Below are 19,269 nucleotides of genomic sequence, written 5' to 3'. Positions count from 1 at the left end.
TAGGGTAGGATTAACAACTATTGAGCTTATTTAATCTTCAACTTCTACTATGGCTTCTATGGCATCTGCCAATTTAAAATCTTTTTCTGTAACACCATTAGCATCATGCGTAGATAATGAAATCTTAAGTACATTATAAACATTGGTCCATTCAGGATGGTGATGTTGTGCTTCACACTCAAATGCGATACGGCTCATTGCACTAAAACAATCTTTAAAATTATCAAATTCAAACTCTGCATATATTGCATTATTTCTATATTCCCAATCAGGAAAACGTAGTAGTCGTTTTTCTATATTTTCGTCTGTAAGTAAATCCATAGCTTTATTTTTACTTAAATGTAGCACATTTTTGTTGTAAAATAGATGTAATTGGTTTTACATTCTAGAAAAAAAGATAAACCGAATGGTTTTTACCACAAACTGTTATTTTATTAAATCTTCTAACACTTCTGTGCTGGTGATTTCTAAATGTTTAGGTAGTTTATTGAATTTTGGTAACACGGCTAGATAACGATCTTCATTAGTGGTATAAACGTGTTTGTAAGTCACACCGTTTTTTGATGATATTTGATTAATTATATCTTTAAAATAATCATCATGATGCACTAAATCGGTACTTCCTAAATGGAAAATACCGTATTTCTCTTGGTTAATAATGTAATGAATTTGCTGTGTCAATTTAGAATCTGTAGTGACATTCATTATAATATTAGGGAAAATCTCAATGGCAGTTTTATCTTCTAGATGCTGTTTTATTTCTTTAAGTCTTGGGGATTGAGACCCTAACACCATTGGTAATCTTAGTATGGCTACTTTTTTCTTGGGAAGACGTAGCAACATGTTTTCAATCTTTATCTTAAAATGCCCATATACGCTTCCGCTCAAGGTTTTATCTAATTCGTAACTAGGGTATTTACTGTAGGCATCAAATACATTAGCAGACGATAAGAAAACAAGTTTCGTGTTATGTGCTAGAAGATATTCAGCAATATGTTGATGTGCGATGGTTTGAGCTCTAAATTCGCCACGCAAACAAGATATAATTATGGTTGGTTTTGTGGCTTCAAGAATTTCATAAACGTCATCTTCTTCAACGTTATATTGAAAAAATTGATGGTTGTCCTCATATATTTTCTTCGGAATTCTGTACGTGCCAAACGTTCTAAAGTAACCCAATAGCTCTTTATAAATGGCATTGCCAATAAATCCGCTTGCACCTAAAATTAAGATGCGATGTTTACTCTTGTAAGTTTTCATTATGGATTAGGGCAATTTGTAATTAGAAAATTGATAAATTGGTTTTGGTCGTAAAAATTTCTAGCGCTTGCATTCCTAATTTTGAGTTGCCTTTTTCATTTAAGCCAGGAGACCATACTGAAATAACAAACTCTTTAGGTAAAAGCGCAATGATACCACCTCCAACACCACTTTTTCCTGGTAAACCTACTTCAAAAGCAAACTCTCCAGCTTCATCGTAAAATCCGCAAGTAAGCATTATAGCATTAATACGTTTTGTTTGGCTTTTTTTAAGATGGACTTTCTCTAACATACAAATTCCTTTATTAGCAAACACGTAAAACGTTTTAGACAATTGCTCACAGGTCATTTCTAAAGAACATTGATGAAAATAGAAATCTAAAACCTCTTCAACGTCATTATTTAGGTTTCCAAATGATTTTAAAAGGTTGGCTCCAGCATAATTTCTATAACCCGTTTCTTTTTCAGATTTTGCAACGGTTTCATTGTAATTGATGCTCTCATCATTAGCCAATTGCCTTACAAAATTTAAAAAATCTTGCTTTGGATTTTTTAATTGAGATACGAGAATATCTGCAATAACGATAGCACCAGTATTTATTAAAGGGTTTCTTGGTATACCATTTTCTTGCTCTAACAATGACAAATGGTTAAATGGATTTCCAGAAGGCTCTACGTCAACACGTTCCCAAAGGTTATAACCTTCAATTGAAATGGCTTTAGCTAATGTTAATACTTTAGAGATACTCTGTATTGAGAATTTTTCTTTATAATGTCCTACACCATAGGTTGTATCTCCAACCACTTGAAGGTGAATACCCAAAGCATTTTTATCAACATGTTTAAGCTCAGGAATGTAAGATGCTACAGTTCCCTTGTTTTCTTCTTTGCTCAGTTTAGAGTGGATGTCATTTAAAATGCTTTGGTAATCTTGCATATACTATTATCCTTTATAAAAAGGTAGTTTTACTACAGTTGCAGGCACTGCATTTTTACGTATTTGAATGTTGATTTTACTACCTACAGCTGTAAAAATAGTAGGTACATAACCTAAGCCAATCCCTTTTCCTAAACTAGGAGACATGGTTCCAGAGGTAACTTCTCCAATAGTTTTACCACTAGAGTCTACAATATCATAACCTTGACGCGGTATACCACGTTGGTCAATTTCAAACGCTACTAATTTACGTTCTGGCCCACGACGTTTTTGATCTTCTAAAGCTTTGGAGTTTGTGAATTCTTTTGAGAATTTTGTAATCCATCCTAAACCAGCTTCAATAGGCGATGTGGTATCGGTAATATCATTTCCGTAGAGACAATAACCCATTTCCAAACGTAGCGTATCACGTGCGGCAAGTCCAATTGGTTTTGCTCCAGCTTCAACAACTTTATCCCAAATTTGTTTCACCTCAGAGTTTTTACAGTAAATTTCAAATCCGCCACTTCCAGTATAACCAGTTGCCGAAATAATAGCATGCTCAATGCCTGCAAAATCACCCACTACAAAGTTGTAAAATTTAATCTCTGCCAAATCATGGCTCGATAATGATTGCATCGTTTCAATGGCTTTTGGGCCTTGAATTGCTAATAATGAGTACTCTTCACTCAAATCTTTCATGACAGCTCCAACATCGTTTTTAGACGAAATCCAGTTCCAATCTTTCTCAATATTACTGGCATTAACTACCAAAAGGTAGGTCTCTTCTTTAATTTTGTAGATGATGAGATCATCAACAATTCCGCCATCATCGTTAGGTAAACAACTGTATTGTGCTTTGCCAATTGTTAATTTAGACGCATCATTACTGCTCACTTTTTGAATTAAATCTAAAGCCTTTGGACCTTCAATTAAAAATTCACCCATATGTGATACATCAAATACGCCAACACCAGTTCGTACGGCTTCATGTTCTAAGTTGACACCATCATATTGTACTGGCATATTATATCCTGCAAACGGAACCATTTTTGCTCCAAGTGCTTCGTGAGTTGCTGTTAAGGCTGTATTTTTCATTATAATTAGTATTTAATTCAGTAAAATTTGTGTCACAAATGTATCGAAAATTATCTGTTATATTAGACGTGGTGATGTATTAAAATCGATTAAATAAATGTTAATATTATTTTTTTTTCTTCGGAAGGTTGAGATATTTCTTTATTTTCAATGCGTAAATAATAGAACTTATGAAACTCTTGATAACGGTATGTTTTACTTTGATTTTTTTCTGCGGAAGTTTTGCTCAAAACGGAACAGCACAAGATTTTCTAACGGCAACATTTCATAAAGAACGTCGCGATGCACTTCGTGCCAAAATGCCAACAAATAGTGTGGCTGTTTTTTTTGCAAATCCGGTGAGAAATCGTGCCAACGATGTGGATTATGTCTATCATCAAGATCCCAATTTTTATTACCTCACAGGTTATAAAGAACCTCATGCTGTTTTGGTGATCTTCTCTGAGAATTATAACATTTCCGAAGAGAAAATAGTAAACGAACTCCTGTACGTACAGCAACGCAACGCACAAGCAGAGCAATGGACGGGTCGCAGACTAGGTACAGAAGGCGCAAAAACAGAACTTGGTTTTGAGAATGCCTTAAATGGTCGTGATTTTTTAGAATCTGGCATTGATTTTACAACCTTTGATAAAGTCATGTACGAAGATTTTAAAGACGATTATAGAGATTCTAGAAATCCAGCAGATTTATTTAGTTTGGTGCAGTCGTTTAAAACACAAATTAAACTTATTAATAACTACACCATTGATCATAAAACCAACAATGTTGAAGTAGATGCTAGTTCAAAGTTAGCAACCAAAACTGTAAAAATAGATACTAGACGCTTATCTACTTTAATGGCCAGTTTACGAGAAATAAAAACAGCCGATGAGTTGGTATTGCTTAAAAAAGCAGTTAGAATATCGGCAATGGGACAACGGGAAATTATGAAAGCGATGCATCCAGGCATGTCTGAAACCGAAGTGCAAGGCGTACACGAATACATTTACAAAACATATGGTAGTGAGTATGAAGGGTACCCAAGTATTGTAGGTGCAGGCAATAATGGTTGTGTGCTGCATTATGTTGAAAATTCTAAAATGAAAGTAGAAAATGATCTCGTACTCATGGATCTTGGCGCAGAATATCATGGTTACACAGCAGATGTCACGCGAACTATACCTGCAAATGGTAAATTTTCAAAAGAGCAAAAAGCCATTTATGATATTGTGTATGACGCGCAAGAAGCAGGTATAAAAGCAACCATAATTGGTAATACAATGCAAGCACCAGATACGGCTGCACGCGAGATTGTGTACCAAGGTTTAATCGCATTAGGCATTGCTAAAAATAGGAGCGAAGCGAGACAGTATTTTCCTCATGGTACGTCGCATCACATTGGTTTAGATGTGCATGATCCAGGAACTTACGGTAAATTACAAGCCAATATGGTGATTACCGTTGAGCCAGGAATTTATATCCCAATTGGTAGCGATTGCGACCCAAAATGGCATGGAATTGCAGTGCGTATTGAAGATGATATTTTAATTACAGAAAACGGACCAATAAATTTATCGGCCGAAGCACCTCGTACATCCTCAGAAATTGAAAAGTTGATGAAACAAAAGAGCGTTTTAAATGGTTTAAAGCTTCCTAATCTGGATTAATTTTTGAATTTCTTCGAAAATTTTAATGTTGTAAACTATAGCTTTTATTTGCGTATTTTGATTGAGCACTCGTTACAAACGAGCGCTAGCTAGACAAACGAGTTCTTGCAAAGTTTAGATTAAGGTTTTTATAATTGTTGTGAGTTTTTAATTCTCTACTTTTTTTAATGGTGAATGATGTTCACTAACGATTTTCCAACCACTCGCAGTGTCTACAAAAAGAAGCGAAATCTGGTCATTTACAACGACAAGGTTTTCTCCAAATTTGAGATGAAAATCAGAATGAAACGTAACATTAGCAACATCACCATACACGGCAACTTTCATGTCGTTAGTTTCAAATTTAACGACCTCAGTAATAGCGCCAAAAGTATTGCGTTCAAATTCTTCATTGGCCACACTACCGTTTCTAGGCGCACCATTTTTGAATTCAGTGAATTTTGGACTATAAGCATGAAAAGCGATTAATTTATCCATGTCGCCATTTTTTACGCTTTGTACAATGGCTTCCCAAGTTTGTTTAATTTCTTTTTCAGCTTCAGGAAAAGTGTCATTGATCAAGTCAATTTTAACGTCTTCAACGGCAACTATAGCTTTTTCTTCCTCTTGTTGTTTGCATCCAATACTTAATAATATTAAAATTAGAGCACATGTCATTTTTGATTTCATGTAAATGTATTTAACTGATTATTAGCTTTTTATAAAGATACAATAAAATTGTTAATGTAGATTTAGCCAATTAAAAAGATGTGAAATGCTTCGGAAATTTTAACGATGTCAGCTATTGCTTTTGTTTGAGAATTTTGATTGAAGATATATCATAAACGACCGTTAACGAAGTGAATCAAATGCTCTTGTCGCTTTATAAAGTCCAGCTACAATGGCAAAAATTAATATGGTTAATTGAATTAGCTGTGTTTTTTTGTTTGGTTTTCTATATATCGAGACTATATTCCAAATGAATAATGTAAAGATAATTGCGGTCAAAATTTGTTCCCAAATAAAACTCATTTTTGAGAGTAAAGTAAAATACATTGCAAAATATAATCCAATTATAATGGAGAATACTGTGTTTAAAATTGTTGTTAATTTCATGCAATGAAGTCTTGTTTTTCTGTTTTTGAAATATTGAGGATTATGGCTTTAACTATCATTTGGTTTGATTTCCAATTTCCGTAGTAAAAAGAACAGCAGCACATTATTTTCTATACGAGCTGTATCCTACTAGGCTCCAAATAACAAATAATCCTAACAAACCAATCCTTACATAACCAAAAAATGCACTAATTAAGAGTAGAAGGCTAAGCGCAAGTCCTATTATTTTCATATCGTTTTTGAGCTTTCCTTTAGGCTTTGATTGCTTATTATTTATTAACTGATCTAAATACATATCATCAGATTTTTTTAAATAATACTGTATTTCAGATTCCTCAAACCCTTTCGCTTTCAAGTTCTCTATTATTTCGTTCGAGCTGAGACCTTTTTCTCTTAAGGATATGCTATAATCTAATTTATTCATGCTAATTGTACCTATTGTTTTTAGATAAACAGGAGCTACTATTTTTTAGTTATTTGTTTTTAAAATCCTTAACCATAATGTTCATAACGAAACGTTCATCTCCAATGTTTAAATCAAAAGCATCATCATTATAAAAATCGTTTTTTAAATAGAAATTAATAGCCTTAATGTTAGTGCTCAATACAGCCAACCACATCTTGTCGCAATCGAGCGCATTAACTTTGTTAAGAATATTGGACCATAGTAAACGTCCAATTTTCTTTGAATGAAAATCACTAAAAACATATAAATTTATGAGTTTACATACGTTTTTGCCTTTAACATGATCTGATACAACATTCATTTCAATTTTAGCATAACCTATAGGTAGATCATTAACATATGCTATCCAGAAATACGCATTTGGATTATCAATAAACGATTTAATGGTCTCAATTGAAAAATTTTCATCTGCATATTCTTGAACATGTATTCTTTTTTTGAATAAAGAGCTAAATGTTTCAATCCAAGTTAGTCTTCCTAAAAGTGCAAGTACTTCTAGATCTTTAATATCGGCTTGTTTTATTTTAATGGTTTCTGTCAATGAGGTTTTTTATAAGTACTTGATATATAATAATTAACTTATCTCTTTCCGAAGTAAAACGAAGTTCGACTATTTATTTGAGAACGTCAAATTTAATTTTCTAGGTGTCACTGTCTTAGAATATAATTAGCGTTGATATCTCATAAAAGTAATTTTTTAACAGTCATTGCAACTATAATTTTTTAATTTTAGTGAAATTCAAAAACTCTCAATTCTATGAAAAAACTATTACTCAATTTATGTTTTACTTTAGGTATCGTTGGATTAATTTCAGCACAAGGATATACAACACCAGATACTGGAATGACTTATACCTTAGACGACCTGGTGACGTTAAGTCCATCTACGATTTCAGCATCAGGAACAACTTACACATTAGTAGATGATCTTACAATTTCTGCAACAGACGCATTAATCATTAGTACAGATGTGACGTTAGAAATTGGAGCAGACATTAGAATTACCGTGGCTGGAACGTTTGACGTTAATGCCACTACTTCTTTGTTTACAGCTATTGATACAGCTGCTCCTTACGAAGGGTTTCGTTTTGAAGAATTGTCTATCATAAACATACAAAATGCTACCATAGAATATGGAGGCGGATTACGTGTGTTAACTGAGACGTTTACCATTAATAACTGCGTGTTAACCAACAATGTTTCTGGAGTCTCTACAGGAGGCGTAATTGGACTTTCTAGAGGGATGCCTCAAATAACCAATAATACGATTACATTTAATCAAACTCCAGCAATAAGCTCTGGAGCAAATACAGCATCTTCTCCATATATATTTAACAATTATATAGAAGGAAATAACCAAGCCAACTCTAATAGACCTCAAATTAATATGGGAATAACTATTGCTGACGAGCCTATTCAAATTGTAGGTAATACTATAATTGGTGATCGTAATTTAACTTTGGTAGGAGGTATTTCTGTGTCAGATTTATTAAGTGCAGGCGTTATTAATGCCATAATTGATGACAATATTATCACTGATCATCGTTACGGTATCGTAATACAAAGCAACAATGTGACTGCTTTTGTTAGAAATAATGTTATTGAAGACAATAATTCACAAGGTGAGCCTTTTCAAGGAGGAAGCGGTATATCCTTGATTGCCTCAGTAGAGGGAAATAATATTGTGGCTAGTGGTAATGAAATTCGTAGAAATTTATGGGGAATTACGCTTCAAGGCGAATCTATGATAAACTTGGGCGACAATGTTGGCAATGTTGGACAAAATGTGTTTTCTGAAAACGGAAATGGAGGAGCTACTTACGCACTATTTAATAATACAGATAATCCATTAACAGCCTTGCATAACTGTTGGGACGAAGCTAATGTGCCAAATACATTAGCTGATGCCGAAGCAGTTATTTCTCACCAAAATGATGATGGCACTTTAGGATTAGTCACTTTTGATCCGATAGATTGCGCCTTTTTAAGTGTTGATGATGTCGCTTTTAATGCTTTATCGATGTTTCCAAACCCTACAGATGGCCAGCTGTACTTAGACAATAACACGCTGTTTAAGCACATGAAGGTTTATAGCATTGAAGGTAAGTTAATTGATGAAAAAACACTTCAAATGGGTTCTAATGAGATGCATTTAGAATTACATTCTGGACTATATATTTTAGAGTTTAATGGAGAGCATCAAAAAGCGGTTAAAAAGCTTATCGTTAATTAATATCTCATCTTCTTAAACAATATTATAAAGCTCCATTTTTTAAGTGGAGCTTTTTTTAAATTAGATTTATTTTCTTCGGAAATGTTACCCTTTCAAGTAATACTTTTTCCGAAGCCAAAAAGCGACTCTAACCAATAAAATTAAAGCTGGTACTTCTACCAAAGGTCCAATAACACCTGCAAATGCTTGTCCAGAATTAAGACCGAAAACCGCAATTGCAACGGCAATGGCTAATTCAAAATTATTACCTGCTGCAGTGAAGGCTACAGCTGCAGTTTTATCATATTCTGCTCCCATTGCTTTTGTGAAGAAAAAGCCAATAATGAACATTAAGGTGAAATAAATAAGCAACGGAACAGCAATAATTAAAACATCCATTGGGATTTCTACAATGAGTTCACCTTTAAGCGAAAACATGATCACTATGGTGAATAGTAATGCGATTAATGTTAAAGGAGAAATAGTAGGAATAAATTTTTTAGTATACCACGCTTCACCTTTAAGTTTTACTAAAATCAACCGACTCAAGATTCCCATTACAAACGGGATTCCTAAATAAATAGCAACACTCTCTGCAATAGTCCCAATAGAAATATCTACAATAGCACCTTCAAATCCAAAATAGGGTGGAAGCACAGTAATAAAAAGCCAAGCATAAAAACTGTAAGCAAACACTTGAAAAATACTATTAAGCGCAACTAAACCTGCACCATATTCACTGCTACCTTCTGCAAGATCATTCCAAACGAGAACCATAGCAATACAGCGTGCTAGACCAATTAAAATAAGGCCAACCATATACTCAGGATAATCGCTTAAAAAAATAATGGCTAAAATGAACATTAATACAGGACCTATAATCCAATTTAGAATTAAAGAAATAGAAAGAATTTTTGTGTTTCTAAACACTTTTGGCAAGAGTGCATAATTCACTTTTGCTAAAGGAGGATACATCATTAAAATTAAACCAATAGCAATTGGGATATTGGTTGTGCCACTGCTTAATGAATTTACAATATCTGGAAAAGACGGATTAAAATAGCCAATTCCAACACCCAAAGCCATGGCTATAAAAATCCAAAGCGTTAGGTTTTTATCTAGAAAACTTAATTTTTTTGCTGCCATGTTTTAAGCGTCGATTTGTGAGAAAATATAAAATAACTCTGTTGCGATTTGCAGACTTCTTTCGTTGTATTTTTCTGCTTGTTGAGGTGAGTTGTCAAATGCTTTTGGGTCTTCAAACGTCATTGCTATACGTTTTTCAGCACCAGAAACAAAAGGACACGCTTCATTTGCAGAGTCACAAGTCATAATTGCTACAAACTCAGTTTTAGGATTAAAATCATCATCCAGTTTTTTAGAAAAGCCGATAATTGGATGTGCATTGGCCGCATATTTTATACTGTAGATTGGGTTTTTTCCTTCGGAAATCATCTTTACCTCAAACCCAGAATTTTCAAGCGTTTTTGCGGCTACCGGAAATAATGCTGTAGCTTCTGTACCACCAGAATAGCAATACACATGTTTAATATTAAAATGGTAAGCCATAGTTTGTGCCCAAACTTGAGACAAATGACTTCGTCTAGAATTATGTGTGCAAATAAAATTAATGCGAATATCCTGATTATTAGATACTTTTGTTTGAATAAAATCTGCTAAAGGTTGTAAAACTGTTTTTCGTTCTTTAGAAATTGCCTCAGGATTTAAATCCTTGAGTAGTGTTTCTATATCTTGAAATAGCATAGGTTTTAGGTTTTTTTATTTCGTATTGTGAATTAATCTAGCAGCAACCGCTTCCTGGTTCACATGAGTTTCCAGTTTGCATATCTGAAAATTGTAATTTAGGCTTCTCTACAGGAATACCACATTGGTCTTTTGCCAGGCAATCGGTTTGTTTGTTGGTTAATAGAAAATGGGTTCCGTCAAAATCCAATCCAAATTTTCCAATTGTGTCTCCTTGATATTCTACTTCAATGTCTAAATCTTCAATGCCTAAAACTTTTTCAGAAAGCTCTATAATATTCACTAGTTTTTCAGGATGTAGCCTGTGATCATAATCATTTGCATTCCATAATTGAAAATTAACAACTTCTTCATGTCTCACTGTGCCACCACAATCTATAAAATGTTTTGTTATTTTTCCAACCTCAGTCACATGAAAATGGTTTGGTACTAAGTCGCCATTTGGTAATTGAAATGAAATTGTTTCCAATTCATTTAGTTTGTGTTTAATTTCTGATAATTTCATGATAATTATTTTATTTGTTTATTGCGATAATGCGATTAATAAGTTTAAATTTTTTTAACAACAATCTGTTTTAGAAATATCTTGATTTAAAAATTGGTTCATAATGGCTTTCATTTTCACCCAATTTTCAGCATCTATACAATAGCAAACACTAGTGCCTTCAACATTTCCTTTAATTAATCCTAAATGTTTTAATTCTTTAAGATGTTGTGAAATTGTGGGCTGTGCTAAACCAATTTCGTTTACAAGATCTCCACAAACACAGGTGTCCATCTTAAACAAGTGCTGTAAAATAGCTACGCGTGCAGGATGTCCAAAAACTTTTGCGAATAAGGCAATTTCGTTTTGTAAATCTGAAAATATTTCGGTTTTTGCTAATCCCATTAGTGTACTTAAATTTGTTCATTGCAATATTACGATTAATACTTGGAATGGCAAAATAGATTTGCCTAATTTACATTTATTTTGAATACGCACCAGATGAATATGTTAACTCATAGCTATGTGTATAGATTTCAAAAATAATCCCAAAAGGATCTTCTACGTAGCACATTTTAAAGGGCTTGTACTCAGGGTAATATGCTCTAATAGGCATGCGTTGTTTGCCTCCATAAGCCACAATTTTATCTATAAGTTCTTCAATATTTGGGTCTTGCACGCAAAAATGAAAAAGACCTGTATTAAATGGGTTAAATTCGGGTGCTTCTTTTTTGCCCTGCGGAAATGTAAATAACTCAACACCTATGCCATCTGATGTTGCTAAATGCGCAATTTCAAAGGTTGTCCAATCATTTCCGAAGACATCTATACACATTTGACCTATGGCAGTTTGAGTTTCTTTTTTTACAGTTGACGGTTCCATAATCACGTACCAACCCATAACTTCTGAGTAAAATTTTACAGCTTGCTTTATATCTGGTACTGTAAGGCCGATATGTGAAAAGGATTTCGGGTAATTTTTTAAATCTTTCATATGTTTTAATTTAGAATGCAAAATTAATTTATATTTGCCTATTAGGCAATAACTTACTAAAAAGTAGTATAGTTACTAAAAAGAGTAAATTGTTGATTATTAAACAAATAAATGTATAGATTTGAGTAAAGAAATTGATTGTCCGTTACATTATACCATGAATTTGATAGGTACAAAATGGAAGCCTCTTGTTTTATTTCATTTATTAGATGGTGCATTACGATCAGGCATCTTACAAAAGAAAATTCCTGGTATTTCTAATAAAATGTTTACACAAACGGTTAGGGAGTTAGAAAAAGACGGACTCGTTTTAAGGCGAGTGTTTCCCGTTGTGCCTCCAAAAGTAGAGTATAGTTTAAGTAAGCGTGGGAAATCTCTTGAAGCTATTTTACAAGGTTTAGATACTTGGGGATTGCAGGATTTAAAGATTGATTAAATTAGTTCGTTTAACCTTTTTATGTATGATTTGATTGCGTGTGTTAGCACTAAAGTTAGTAAAAAAATTACGGATTGAAAGTCCGAAAGGACTTTCGTAAGTAGGCTAGAACTAGCAATGAATTATACACGGTGTTAGGCAACGTTTTCTCTTATTTTTTTTAATATTTCAGGTATTTCATCCCAATCATCTATCCAAATTGTTTGAACACCAAATGATGCAGAATCATTTTCTTCAAATCTTTCATAAATTTCGGTTAATAGTTTTATAGTTTCATCAAAATCAAGACCAGCATTATTCTTATTACTTATAATTTGGGGTGATTCAAGCATCTTTTTTAGTTTTTCGCTTAGTTGTTTATCATCAATTTTCTTTTTAAAAATATAATGATGCTTACGTTTATTTCCTTTTTGTTTTAAAGCGATATCTAAAAGTCTTCTAATATTTGGGTCAGTCAATGAACTTCCTATAAAAATACAAGTGTTTTCTCTAAATTTATTTATTTGAACCATATTATTCCAACTATACAAATCAGAGTATTGTTGGTGATAATTACTTTCACCAAAAGTAATTTTGTTTGAATCAGTTAATTTTTTGTCTTCAGGTAAATATCCGTGAACGTGATAAATTGGAAGTTCTCCATTTTTGATTTCAATACCAAGACCGTAAACTGATTTGAATGGAACTTCTAATCCGGTTTTATCAAGTTTATATTCTAGAATGTCATCAAAATTATATGTTATTATTGAATCTAAATTTTTACTTTTTCCTGGTGCTACGCATATTTTTACAATCTCATTCATTAATTCTGAATCTTTGTCTTTATCAATTTTAGAATATAGAACTTCTCTAACCATTGATTCAAAAGATGACGAATTGTTACTATCAAAATATTCTTGAAGATAACGTCCAGCAATTAATGGATTTGGTGTAAAAATATCATTGAACAATTTTGATAAAACGCTTGAAACATTATTTTCTTTTTCAATGGTGTGAACCATTAAGTTTTGCAAAAGTAAATTCCAGGATGGAACACCAAATTCTAATGATATTCCTGCTCCTAGGACCAAAACTAATTTTTCATTTTGGTAAGCGTTTGAGATGTTTTTTAATGATTGTCTTTTACTTATACTAGCCGATTTAGGTAAATTCCCTAACAAACTATTATAGTCAATTTTAGAATTTTTTAAAATTTCAGTATATCGTTTAAATGTATCTTGATAGTCAGAATCATTTTTATTCAAATACTTCCTAATTATTCTATGAGCATCTATAAAGGATTCATTAGATTTGTTTTCTGCCATTATCGTTTTATTTAATGTTGCCTAACTTGCGGATATCGACTGTTTCAATTGTCGATATCTGCAGTTAAACGAAGTTCGACTATTTTTTTGAGAAAGTCTAGTTAGATATGTTCTAATATTTAATCAATAATAGATTCATGTCCTGTGTAGTAAAGTAAGAAGTTGTTGTTATCATCCTGAGAAATATCAAAAGAAACACCTCTAAATTCAGCATTAAAAAGACCTTTGCCTTTTGTGTTTAAAATGTCATTAAACCTTTTGTTATTGTGATCAATATGCATTACAGCTTGCGCACATAAACCATTACCTTGTGTGTAGAATACTAGATAATGCTTGTTGTCTTTTTCTATATAATCTGCTAACCAAAATCTTAGCTTGTCTTGTCCAACTAATTCAATTTGATGTACAACTTCTCTTTGATAAGTTTTGCTTAATATCTCATTGTTTAAAAATATAGCATTGTCTGTCTCGCAAGACAGTTTATCACAGGAATACAAAGAGAATAGGAGTAAACCGCTAAGAATAATTTTTGAGATTGTTGTTTTCATCTGCTAATAGTTGGTTTTATGACTAACGCAACTATTGCTTTTTAAATTGTATTTAGCAAAAACCCTTTTAATCCGTTATAATCAGAAATCTGTAAGGCCACTTTCTCTTTATCCATAACCGCTTCTATTTGAGAAGGTAACTCTACTTTTGTTTTAATAACATTTTCTACAACATCTAAAAACTTGGTTGGGTGTGCCGTTTCAAGAAAAACACAATGCGCATTTGGGTTCGTTTTTAAATACGCTTTACAGCCTAAATAACCAACTGCTCCATGAGGATCTGCAACGTAATTATAAGTTTTGTAGATTTCTAGTAGTGCTGCTTTTGTTTGCTCATCGGTATAACTAAATGATGATAAATTGGCTTGTAAACGTTTAAAATCGTTATTATATATTTCTTGAATGCGCACAAAGTTACTTGGGTTTCCAACATCCATGGCATTACTAATAGTTGCTACAGATGGTTTTGGGTTGTATTGTGCTGTTTGTAAATATTCTGTGACCACATTATTGGCATTATTAGACGCAATAAAATGTTTGATTGGTAATCCTAATTGTTGCGCTACCATTCCTGCGCAGATATTTCCGAAGTTACCACTAGGAATAGAAAACACAATCTCATCATGCTTTTTATGTAGTTGCTTATAGGCAAACATAAAATAGAATAATTGCGGTAACCAACGAGCTACATTGATAGAATTGGCTGAGGTTAATTGTATTTTACTAGTAATCGTCTCGTCTAAAAATGCTTGTTTCACCATGTCTTGGCAGTCGTCAAACACACCATCTACCTCTAATGCTGTGATATTTTGACCAAGTGTTGTGAGCTGTTTCTCTTGTATATCACTCACTTTACCCGAAGGATATAAAATCACAACCTTTACACCTTTTACACCTAAAAATCCGTTAGCAACAGCACCTCCAGTATCTCCTGAGGTAGCTACCAAAACTGTAACTTCTTTCGTGTTGTTTTTATTAAAGTGACCCAAGCATCTTGCCATAAAACGTGCACCAACATCTTTAAAAGCCATCGTTGGGCCATGAAATAACTCTAGCGTTGAAATGCTATCATCTAATTGTACCACAGGAAAATCAAACGATAGCGTTTCTTCTACTATTGTTTTTAAAGTGTCTTCGGAAATTTCAGGACTCACAAATTGTTTAATCGCTTCAAATGCAATCTCAGGGTAAGATTTGTTGTCAATATCTTCAAAAAAAGACGCAGGTAAAGGTGTTATTTCTTCAGGAAAATATAATCCTTTATCTGGTGCAAGCCCTTTAATAACTGCATTTTCGAAATTTGTTTTTGGTGCTTTTCTGTTTAAACTATAATATTCCATGGTTTCTTTTTAATAGCAATGTCCTTTGTGAAACGATTTGTTGTCTTGCGTAATACTTTATAATTACTATTGGTGAGTATTCAGTATTTTAATCCCTTCTGTATTAATCTTCGAAACATAAATCTCATAAGAAATCCCTGTTTCGGCATATATATTTTTAATGGCTTTAGCTACTTTTTGAGTCGTATCATTTCCGTAGCATAAACTAAAAATGGAAGGTCCAGATCCTGAAATTCCGCAGCCCAAAGCACCATGGTCAAGTGCTGATTTTTTAACATCTTCAAAATAAGGAATCAACTGACTACGAAAGGGCTCAACGACCACATCTGTTAATGAATTACTCAACAATTTATAATCATTTGTGTGCAGTGCGTGTACTAAACTGCCAACATTTGACCATTGCGTGATGGCATCTTTTAAATCTATTTTCTTCGGAAGGATGGCTCTAGCATCCGATGTTTTTATTTCAATTTGAGGATGTATAATCACTGCAAATAAATCATTAGGCGTTGGTAGTTGTAAAATATCTAATGGTGCAACAGATTTTACTAGTGTAAAGCCACCAAAAATAGCAGGAGCAATATTATCTGCATGCTCACATTGACTGGCCAAAGCTTCACCTTTCATGGCAAAATTGGTGAGTTGTGTTTTATTGTAAGGTCTACCTAATAGCTCGTTCATCCCAAACACACTACCAACTGCACTTGCAGAGCTGCTGCCAACACCACTTCCAGGTTTTATGTTTTTATAAATTTCAATTTCAAAACCAAAATCTGGTTTTGCATCCTCTAGCATAGCTAAGGCAGAAACACCAGCGACGTTTTTTTTGGCCTCAAAGGGTAAATCGTAGCCTTCAATTTTAGTGATATGAATGCCTTTTTTATTAGTTTTTCTAATCACCATATCGTCTCCAATAGTATCTAAGCAAAAACCTAACACGTCAAAACCGCAAGAAACATTGGCAACGGTTGCTGGTGAGAAAATTTTGATTTCGTTCATATCTTCTGTTCCGCAAATGCGAAATATTTTAGTTTCTATTTTTCCGAAGAAAAACTAGTTATCTATTAATTTTGTTTATCTAAATTAGACTGTTGTTTTTAAATGTATTACTTGTTACTTGCTCTAATGATGTCTGCGAATAAGCCTGAAGCAGTGACCTCTGCTCCAGCTCCAGCTCCTTTTATAATCATGGGCTGCTCTGGATAACGTTGCGTGTAAAACATGACGATATTATCTTTGCCTTCTAGGTTGTAAAAAGGATGCCCTTGAGGGATTTCTTTTAAACCAACTTTGGCTTTGCCTTCATTAAATTGTGCGACATATTTTAACTGACAATTATTAGCTTTGGCTGATGCAAATAATTTTTGAAAATGGGATTCTTCATCAATTAAGGTGTTGTAAAAATCATCAACGGTGTCACTCTCTAGATTGGTTTTTGTTAAAAAAGAATCGTTGGTTATGTCCTCAAGGTTCATTTCTGTGCCACTCTCTCTAGCTAAAATTAGAATTTTTCTTGCGACATCAACACCACTTAAATCAATTCTTGGATCTGGTTCTGTATAGCCTTCTATTTGCGCTTGCTTAACAACATCATGAAACTTAGTTGTATCATTAAAATTATTGAACACAAAATTTAAACTACCAGATAAAACGGCTTGTATTGATGTGATTTTGTCTCCAGAAGCGACTAAGTTATTAAGTGTGTCTATAACTGGTAATCCTGCACCAACATTGGTTTCAAACAAAAATGGAGCATTATATTTAAGAGATAATTCTTTGAGTTGATTGTAGTTTTCGAATTGACTAGAACATGCGATTTTATTACAAGCTACAACAGCAATGCTATGTTTTAAATACTCTCCATATAATTGAGAAACAGCTTCATTTGCCGTGACATCAACAAAAATACTATTGCGTAAATTTAAATGTTTTGCGTGTTCTAGAAAACCTTGTAAAGTTGCTTTTTCACCGTGTTGCAATTGTGATTTCCAATCTTTTAAATCTAATCCATTAGGATTAAAAATCATAGTTCTAGAATTTGATAAGCCAACAACTTTTATATTCAGTTTTAACTGTTCTTTGAGGTACTTTTTTTGTTGTCTAATTTGTTTAACCAAATGTGCACCAACATTACCAACACCTGTAATAAAAATATTAAGTTGTTTGTTTTTATCTTCAAAGAAACATTCGTGTAACGTGTTTAGAGCTTTTTTTACATCCCTTTCTGCGATAACGGCAGATATGTTACGTTCTGAAGCACCTTGAGCAATCGCTCTAATGTTAATGTTGTTTTTGCCGAGGGTACTAAACATTTTGCCACTAATGCCTTGGTGACTTTTCATTCTATCACCTACTAATGCTATGATTGATAGGCCAGTCTCAATAATTATAGGGTCTATTTTATGTAACGAAATTTCATTCTCAAAACTAGTATCTATAGTAATTTTAGCGAGTTGAGCATCTTTTTCATCTATACCAAAGCAAATAGAATGTTCTGATGAGGCTTGAGTAATAAAAATAATATTGATTTTCTCATTTGCTAAAGTTTCAAATAATCGTTTAGAAAAACCAGGAATGCCAACCATACCATTACCTTGAAGTGTTAACAAAGCAACAGTATTAATATTAGAAATTCCTCTTACAGGTCGAGCTGTGTTTTCTATAAATTCACTTGATATTTTGGTGCCAAAAGCTTCAGGATCTAGTGTGTTCTTTATGTGTATTGGAATTTTTAAATCTAATACAGGTTGAACCGTTGGAGGATATAAAACTTTAGCTCCAAAATGAGAAAGCTCCATTGCTTCTTGGTAAGATATATTTTTAATAGGAAAAGCTTGCTTTACTAATTTAGGGTTGGTAGTAAACATCCCACTAACATCTGTCCATATTTCTAAAGAATCAACTTGTAAGGCAGCTGCAACAATGGCTGCAGTAAAATCGGAACCGCCTCGACCTAAGGTTGTTACTTCTCCTTGTGCAGATTTAGAAATAAAGCCTGGTAAAATGGTGATTTGCTGTGTTGCTTCTTTAAAGTAACTTGTGATCGTCGTATTAGTTTGTTGATATTGAACTTCTGCCTTGGTGAAATTAGAGTTAGTGACAATCAAGTCTTGGCTATTTTTTCGTGTGCAATCCAAACCTCTACTTTTCATGGTCTCAGCAATCATGAACGATGATAGAAGTTCACCAAAACTGACTAATTTATCTGATGTTTTTGGTGATAATTCATTGATTAAATAGATGCCGTCTAACAAGTTTTTTAGCTCTTGAAGTTTATGAGAGACATGCGTTGAGATTTGTTTGTTTTCCTTCGGAATTAGCTCTTGAATAATGTCATGATGCTTTTTTGAAATAGCTTCAAATTCTGAAATATAATCTTGGTTTTTTTCTTGAGCTAATTCTGCACATTTTAAAAGTTTATCTGTAATTCCTCCAACAGCAGAAACGACGCAAATCACTCGATTTTTTTTAGAATAATTTTCGAGTATTGATATGACTTTATTTATGTTTTTTGCAGAGCCTACAGATGTTCCGCCAAATTTTAAAACATTCATTTTTAGAAGTTTAGATGATTATTTTGATTGTTAGTCTTTTGTTTAAAGACCTATAGTTTAATGAGGAGAGATATAGCTAAAAACCCCAAAGGGTAATCATACCAATAGTCATCCCAATAAATGTAGAGATGCAACTAAGTGAAATATTT

General features: G+C 33.1%; 21 protein-coding genes. 3 read left to right on the top strand and 18 right to left on the bottom strand.

The features are described 5' to 3' along the window. Nucleotides 1-30: 30 nt before the first annotated feature. The 4 genes from TD29_RS00125 to gcvT form a co-directional block, all read right to left on the bottom strand. Nucleotides 31-321 carry a 4a-hydroxytetrahydrobiopterin dehydratase gene (locus TD29_RS00125; RefSeq protein WP_040278034.1) on the bottom strand — a complete coding sequence of 97 codons (291 nt, stop codon included), beginning with the start codon at nt 319-321 and terminating at the stop codon, nt 31-33. A 105-nt stretch (nt 322-426) separates the two neighbouring features. Then, nucleotides 427-1,260 (bottom strand): sugar nucleotide-binding protein, encoded by an 834-nt coding sequence (locus TD29_RS00120; RefSeq protein ID WP_040278033.1) that lies wholly within the window; start codon nt 1,258-1,260, stop codon nt 427-429. 22 nt (nt 1,261-1,282) lie between these two features. Further along, entirely contained in the window at nt 1,283-2,197 is a 915-nt protein-coding gene (locus tag TD29_RS00115; protein ID WP_040278032.1) for a glutaminase, read from the bottom strand. 6 nt (nt 2,198-2,203) lie between these two features. Further along, nucleotides 2,204-3,274, bottom strand: coding sequence for a glycine cleavage system aminomethyltransferase GcvT (gcvT, locus tag TD29_RS00110; RefSeq protein ID WP_040278031.1), 1,071 nt, complete (start codon nt 3,272-3,274; stop codon nt 2,204-2,206). Between the two features lie 170 nt (nt 3,275-3,444). Between gcvT and TD29_RS00105 the strand changes: the two genes are divergently transcribed. After that, nucleotides 3,445-4,923: an aminopeptidase P N-terminal domain-containing protein gene (locus tag TD29_RS00105; RefSeq protein ID WP_040278030.1), complete on the top strand. Its 1,479-nt coding sequence runs from the start codon at nt 3,445-3,447 to the stop codon at nt 4,921-4,923. A gap of 147 nt (nt 4,924-5,070) precedes the next feature. Here TD29_RS00105 and TD29_RS00100 read toward each other — a convergent pair whose 3' ends face one another. The 4 genes from TD29_RS00100 to TD29_RS00085 all read right to left on the bottom strand — a co-directional run bounded on the left by TD29_RS00100 (nt 5,071) and on the right by TD29_RS00085 (nt 7,025). Continuing rightward, complete coding sequence (locus tag TD29_RS00100; RefSeq protein WP_040278029.1) at nt 5,071-5,592, bottom strand: YybH family protein; 522 nt, start codon at nt 5,590-5,592, stop codon at nt 5,071-5,073. A 162-nt stretch (nt 5,593-5,754) separates the two neighbouring features. After that, nucleotides 5,755-6,018, bottom strand: coding sequence for a hypothetical protein (locus tag TD29_RS00095; protein WP_040278027.1), 264 nt, complete (start codon nt 6,016-6,018; stop codon nt 5,755-5,757). A 103-nt stretch (nt 6,019-6,121) separates the two neighbouring features. Continuing rightward, nucleotides 6,122-6,442: a hypothetical protein gene (locus TD29_RS00090; protein WP_040278026.1), complete on the bottom strand. Its 321-nt coding sequence runs from the start codon at nt 6,440-6,442 to the stop codon at nt 6,122-6,124. A gap of 49 nt (nt 6,443-6,491) precedes the next feature. Continuing rightward, nucleotides 6,492-7,025, bottom strand: a complete 534-nt coding sequence (locus tag TD29_RS00085) for a GNAT family N-acetyltransferase (protein WP_040278025.1) — start codon at nt 7,023-7,025, stop codon at nt 6,492-6,494. Between the two features lie 216 nt (nt 7,026-7,241). Here TD29_RS00085 and TD29_RS00080 point away from each other — a divergent pair, with 216 nt between their 5' ends. After that, a complete protein-coding gene (locus TD29_RS00080; RefSeq protein WP_040278023.1) occupies nt 7,242-8,717 on the top strand; it encodes a T9SS type A sorting domain-containing protein in 1,476 nt (491 codons plus the stop codon). 84 nt (nt 8,718-8,801) lie between these two features. Here TD29_RS00080 and arsB read toward each other — a convergent pair whose 3' ends face one another. From arsB to TD29_RS00055, 5 genes are all read right to left on the bottom strand, one after another. Further along, nucleotides 8,802-9,842, bottom strand: coding sequence for an ACR3 family arsenite efflux transporter (arsB, locus tag TD29_RS00075; protein WP_040278022.1), 1,041 nt, complete (start codon nt 9,840-9,842; stop codon nt 8,802-8,804). 3 nt (nt 9,843-9,845) lie between these two features. Next, the gene (locus TD29_RS00070) at nt 9,846-10,460 is read right to left on the bottom strand and encodes an arsenate-mycothiol transferase ArsC (RefSeq protein WP_040278021.1); all 615 of its coding nucleotides are present in this window, start codon (nt 10,458-10,460) and stop codon (nt 9,846-9,848) included. A gap of 37 nt (nt 10,461-10,497) precedes the next feature. Continuing rightward, complete coding sequence (locus TD29_RS00065) at nt 10,498-10,965, bottom strand: DUF6428 family protein (RefSeq protein WP_040278019.1); 468 nt, start codon at nt 10,963-10,965, stop codon at nt 10,498-10,500. A gap of 54 nt (nt 10,966-11,019) precedes the next feature. Then, on the bottom strand, nt 11,020-11,349 hold the full coding sequence (locus TD29_RS00060; RefSeq protein WP_040278018.1) for an ArsR/SmtB family transcription factor: 330 nt from the start codon (nt 11,347-11,349) through the stop codon (nt 11,020-11,022). Nucleotides 11,350-11,425: 76 nt separating this feature from the next. Further along, entirely contained in the window at nt 11,426-11,938 is a 513-nt protein-coding gene (locus tag TD29_RS00055) for a VOC family protein (protein WP_040278017.1), read from the bottom strand. Between the two features lie 157 nt (nt 11,939-12,095). Here TD29_RS00055 and TD29_RS00050 point away from each other — a divergent pair, with 157 nt between their 5' ends. After that, nucleotides 12,096-12,374, top strand: a complete 279-nt coding sequence (locus TD29_RS00050; RefSeq protein ID WP_052466909.1) for a winged helix-turn-helix transcriptional regulator — start codon at nt 12,096-12,098, stop codon at nt 12,372-12,374. Nucleotides 12,375-12,508: 134 nt separating this feature from the next. Here TD29_RS00050 and TD29_RS00045 read toward each other — a convergent pair whose 3' ends face one another. The 5 genes from TD29_RS00045 to thrA all read right to left on the bottom strand — a co-directional run bounded on the left by TD29_RS00045 (nt 12,509) and on the right by thrA (nt 19,120). Further along, nucleotides 12,509-13,678 (bottom strand): SIR2 family protein, encoded by a 1,170-nt coding sequence (locus tag TD29_RS00045; RefSeq protein ID WP_084203354.1) that lies wholly within the window; start codon nt 13,676-13,678, stop codon nt 12,509-12,511. Between the two features lie 119 nt (nt 13,679-13,797). Further along, the gene (locus tag TD29_RS00040; protein ID WP_040278013.1) at nt 13,798-14,226 is read right to left on the bottom strand and encodes a hypothetical protein; all 429 of its coding nucleotides are present in this window, start codon (nt 14,224-14,226) and stop codon (nt 13,798-13,800) included. A 41-nt stretch (nt 14,227-14,267) separates the two neighbouring features. Next, the gene (thrC, locus tag TD29_RS00035; protein WP_040278012.1) at nt 14,268-15,566 is read right to left on the bottom strand and encodes a threonine synthase; all 1,299 of its coding nucleotides are present in this window, start codon (nt 15,564-15,566) and stop codon (nt 14,268-14,270) included. Between the two features lie 66 nt (nt 15,567-15,632). Continuing rightward, the gene (locus tag TD29_RS00030; RefSeq protein ID WP_040278011.1) at nt 15,633-16,565 is read right to left on the bottom strand and encodes a homoserine kinase; all 933 of its coding nucleotides are present in this window, start codon (nt 16,563-16,565) and stop codon (nt 15,633-15,635) included. Nucleotides 16,566-16,672: 107 nt separating this feature from the next. After that, complete coding sequence (gene thrA / locus TD29_RS00025) at nt 16,673-19,120, bottom strand: bifunctional aspartate kinase/homoserine dehydrogenase I (protein WP_040278008.1); 2,448 nt, start codon at nt 19,118-19,120, stop codon at nt 16,673-16,675. Between the last annotated feature and the right edge of the window lie 149 nt (nt 19,121-19,269).

Source organism: Psychroserpens damuponensis, from assembly GCF_000826655.1.
Lineage (GTDB): Bacteria > Bacteroidota > Bacteroidia > Flavobacteriales > Flavobacteriaceae > Psychroserpens > Psychroserpens damuponensis.
Note: the sequence above shows the minus strand (reverse complement) of the source record. Positions and strands in the feature narration are given on the sequence as shown.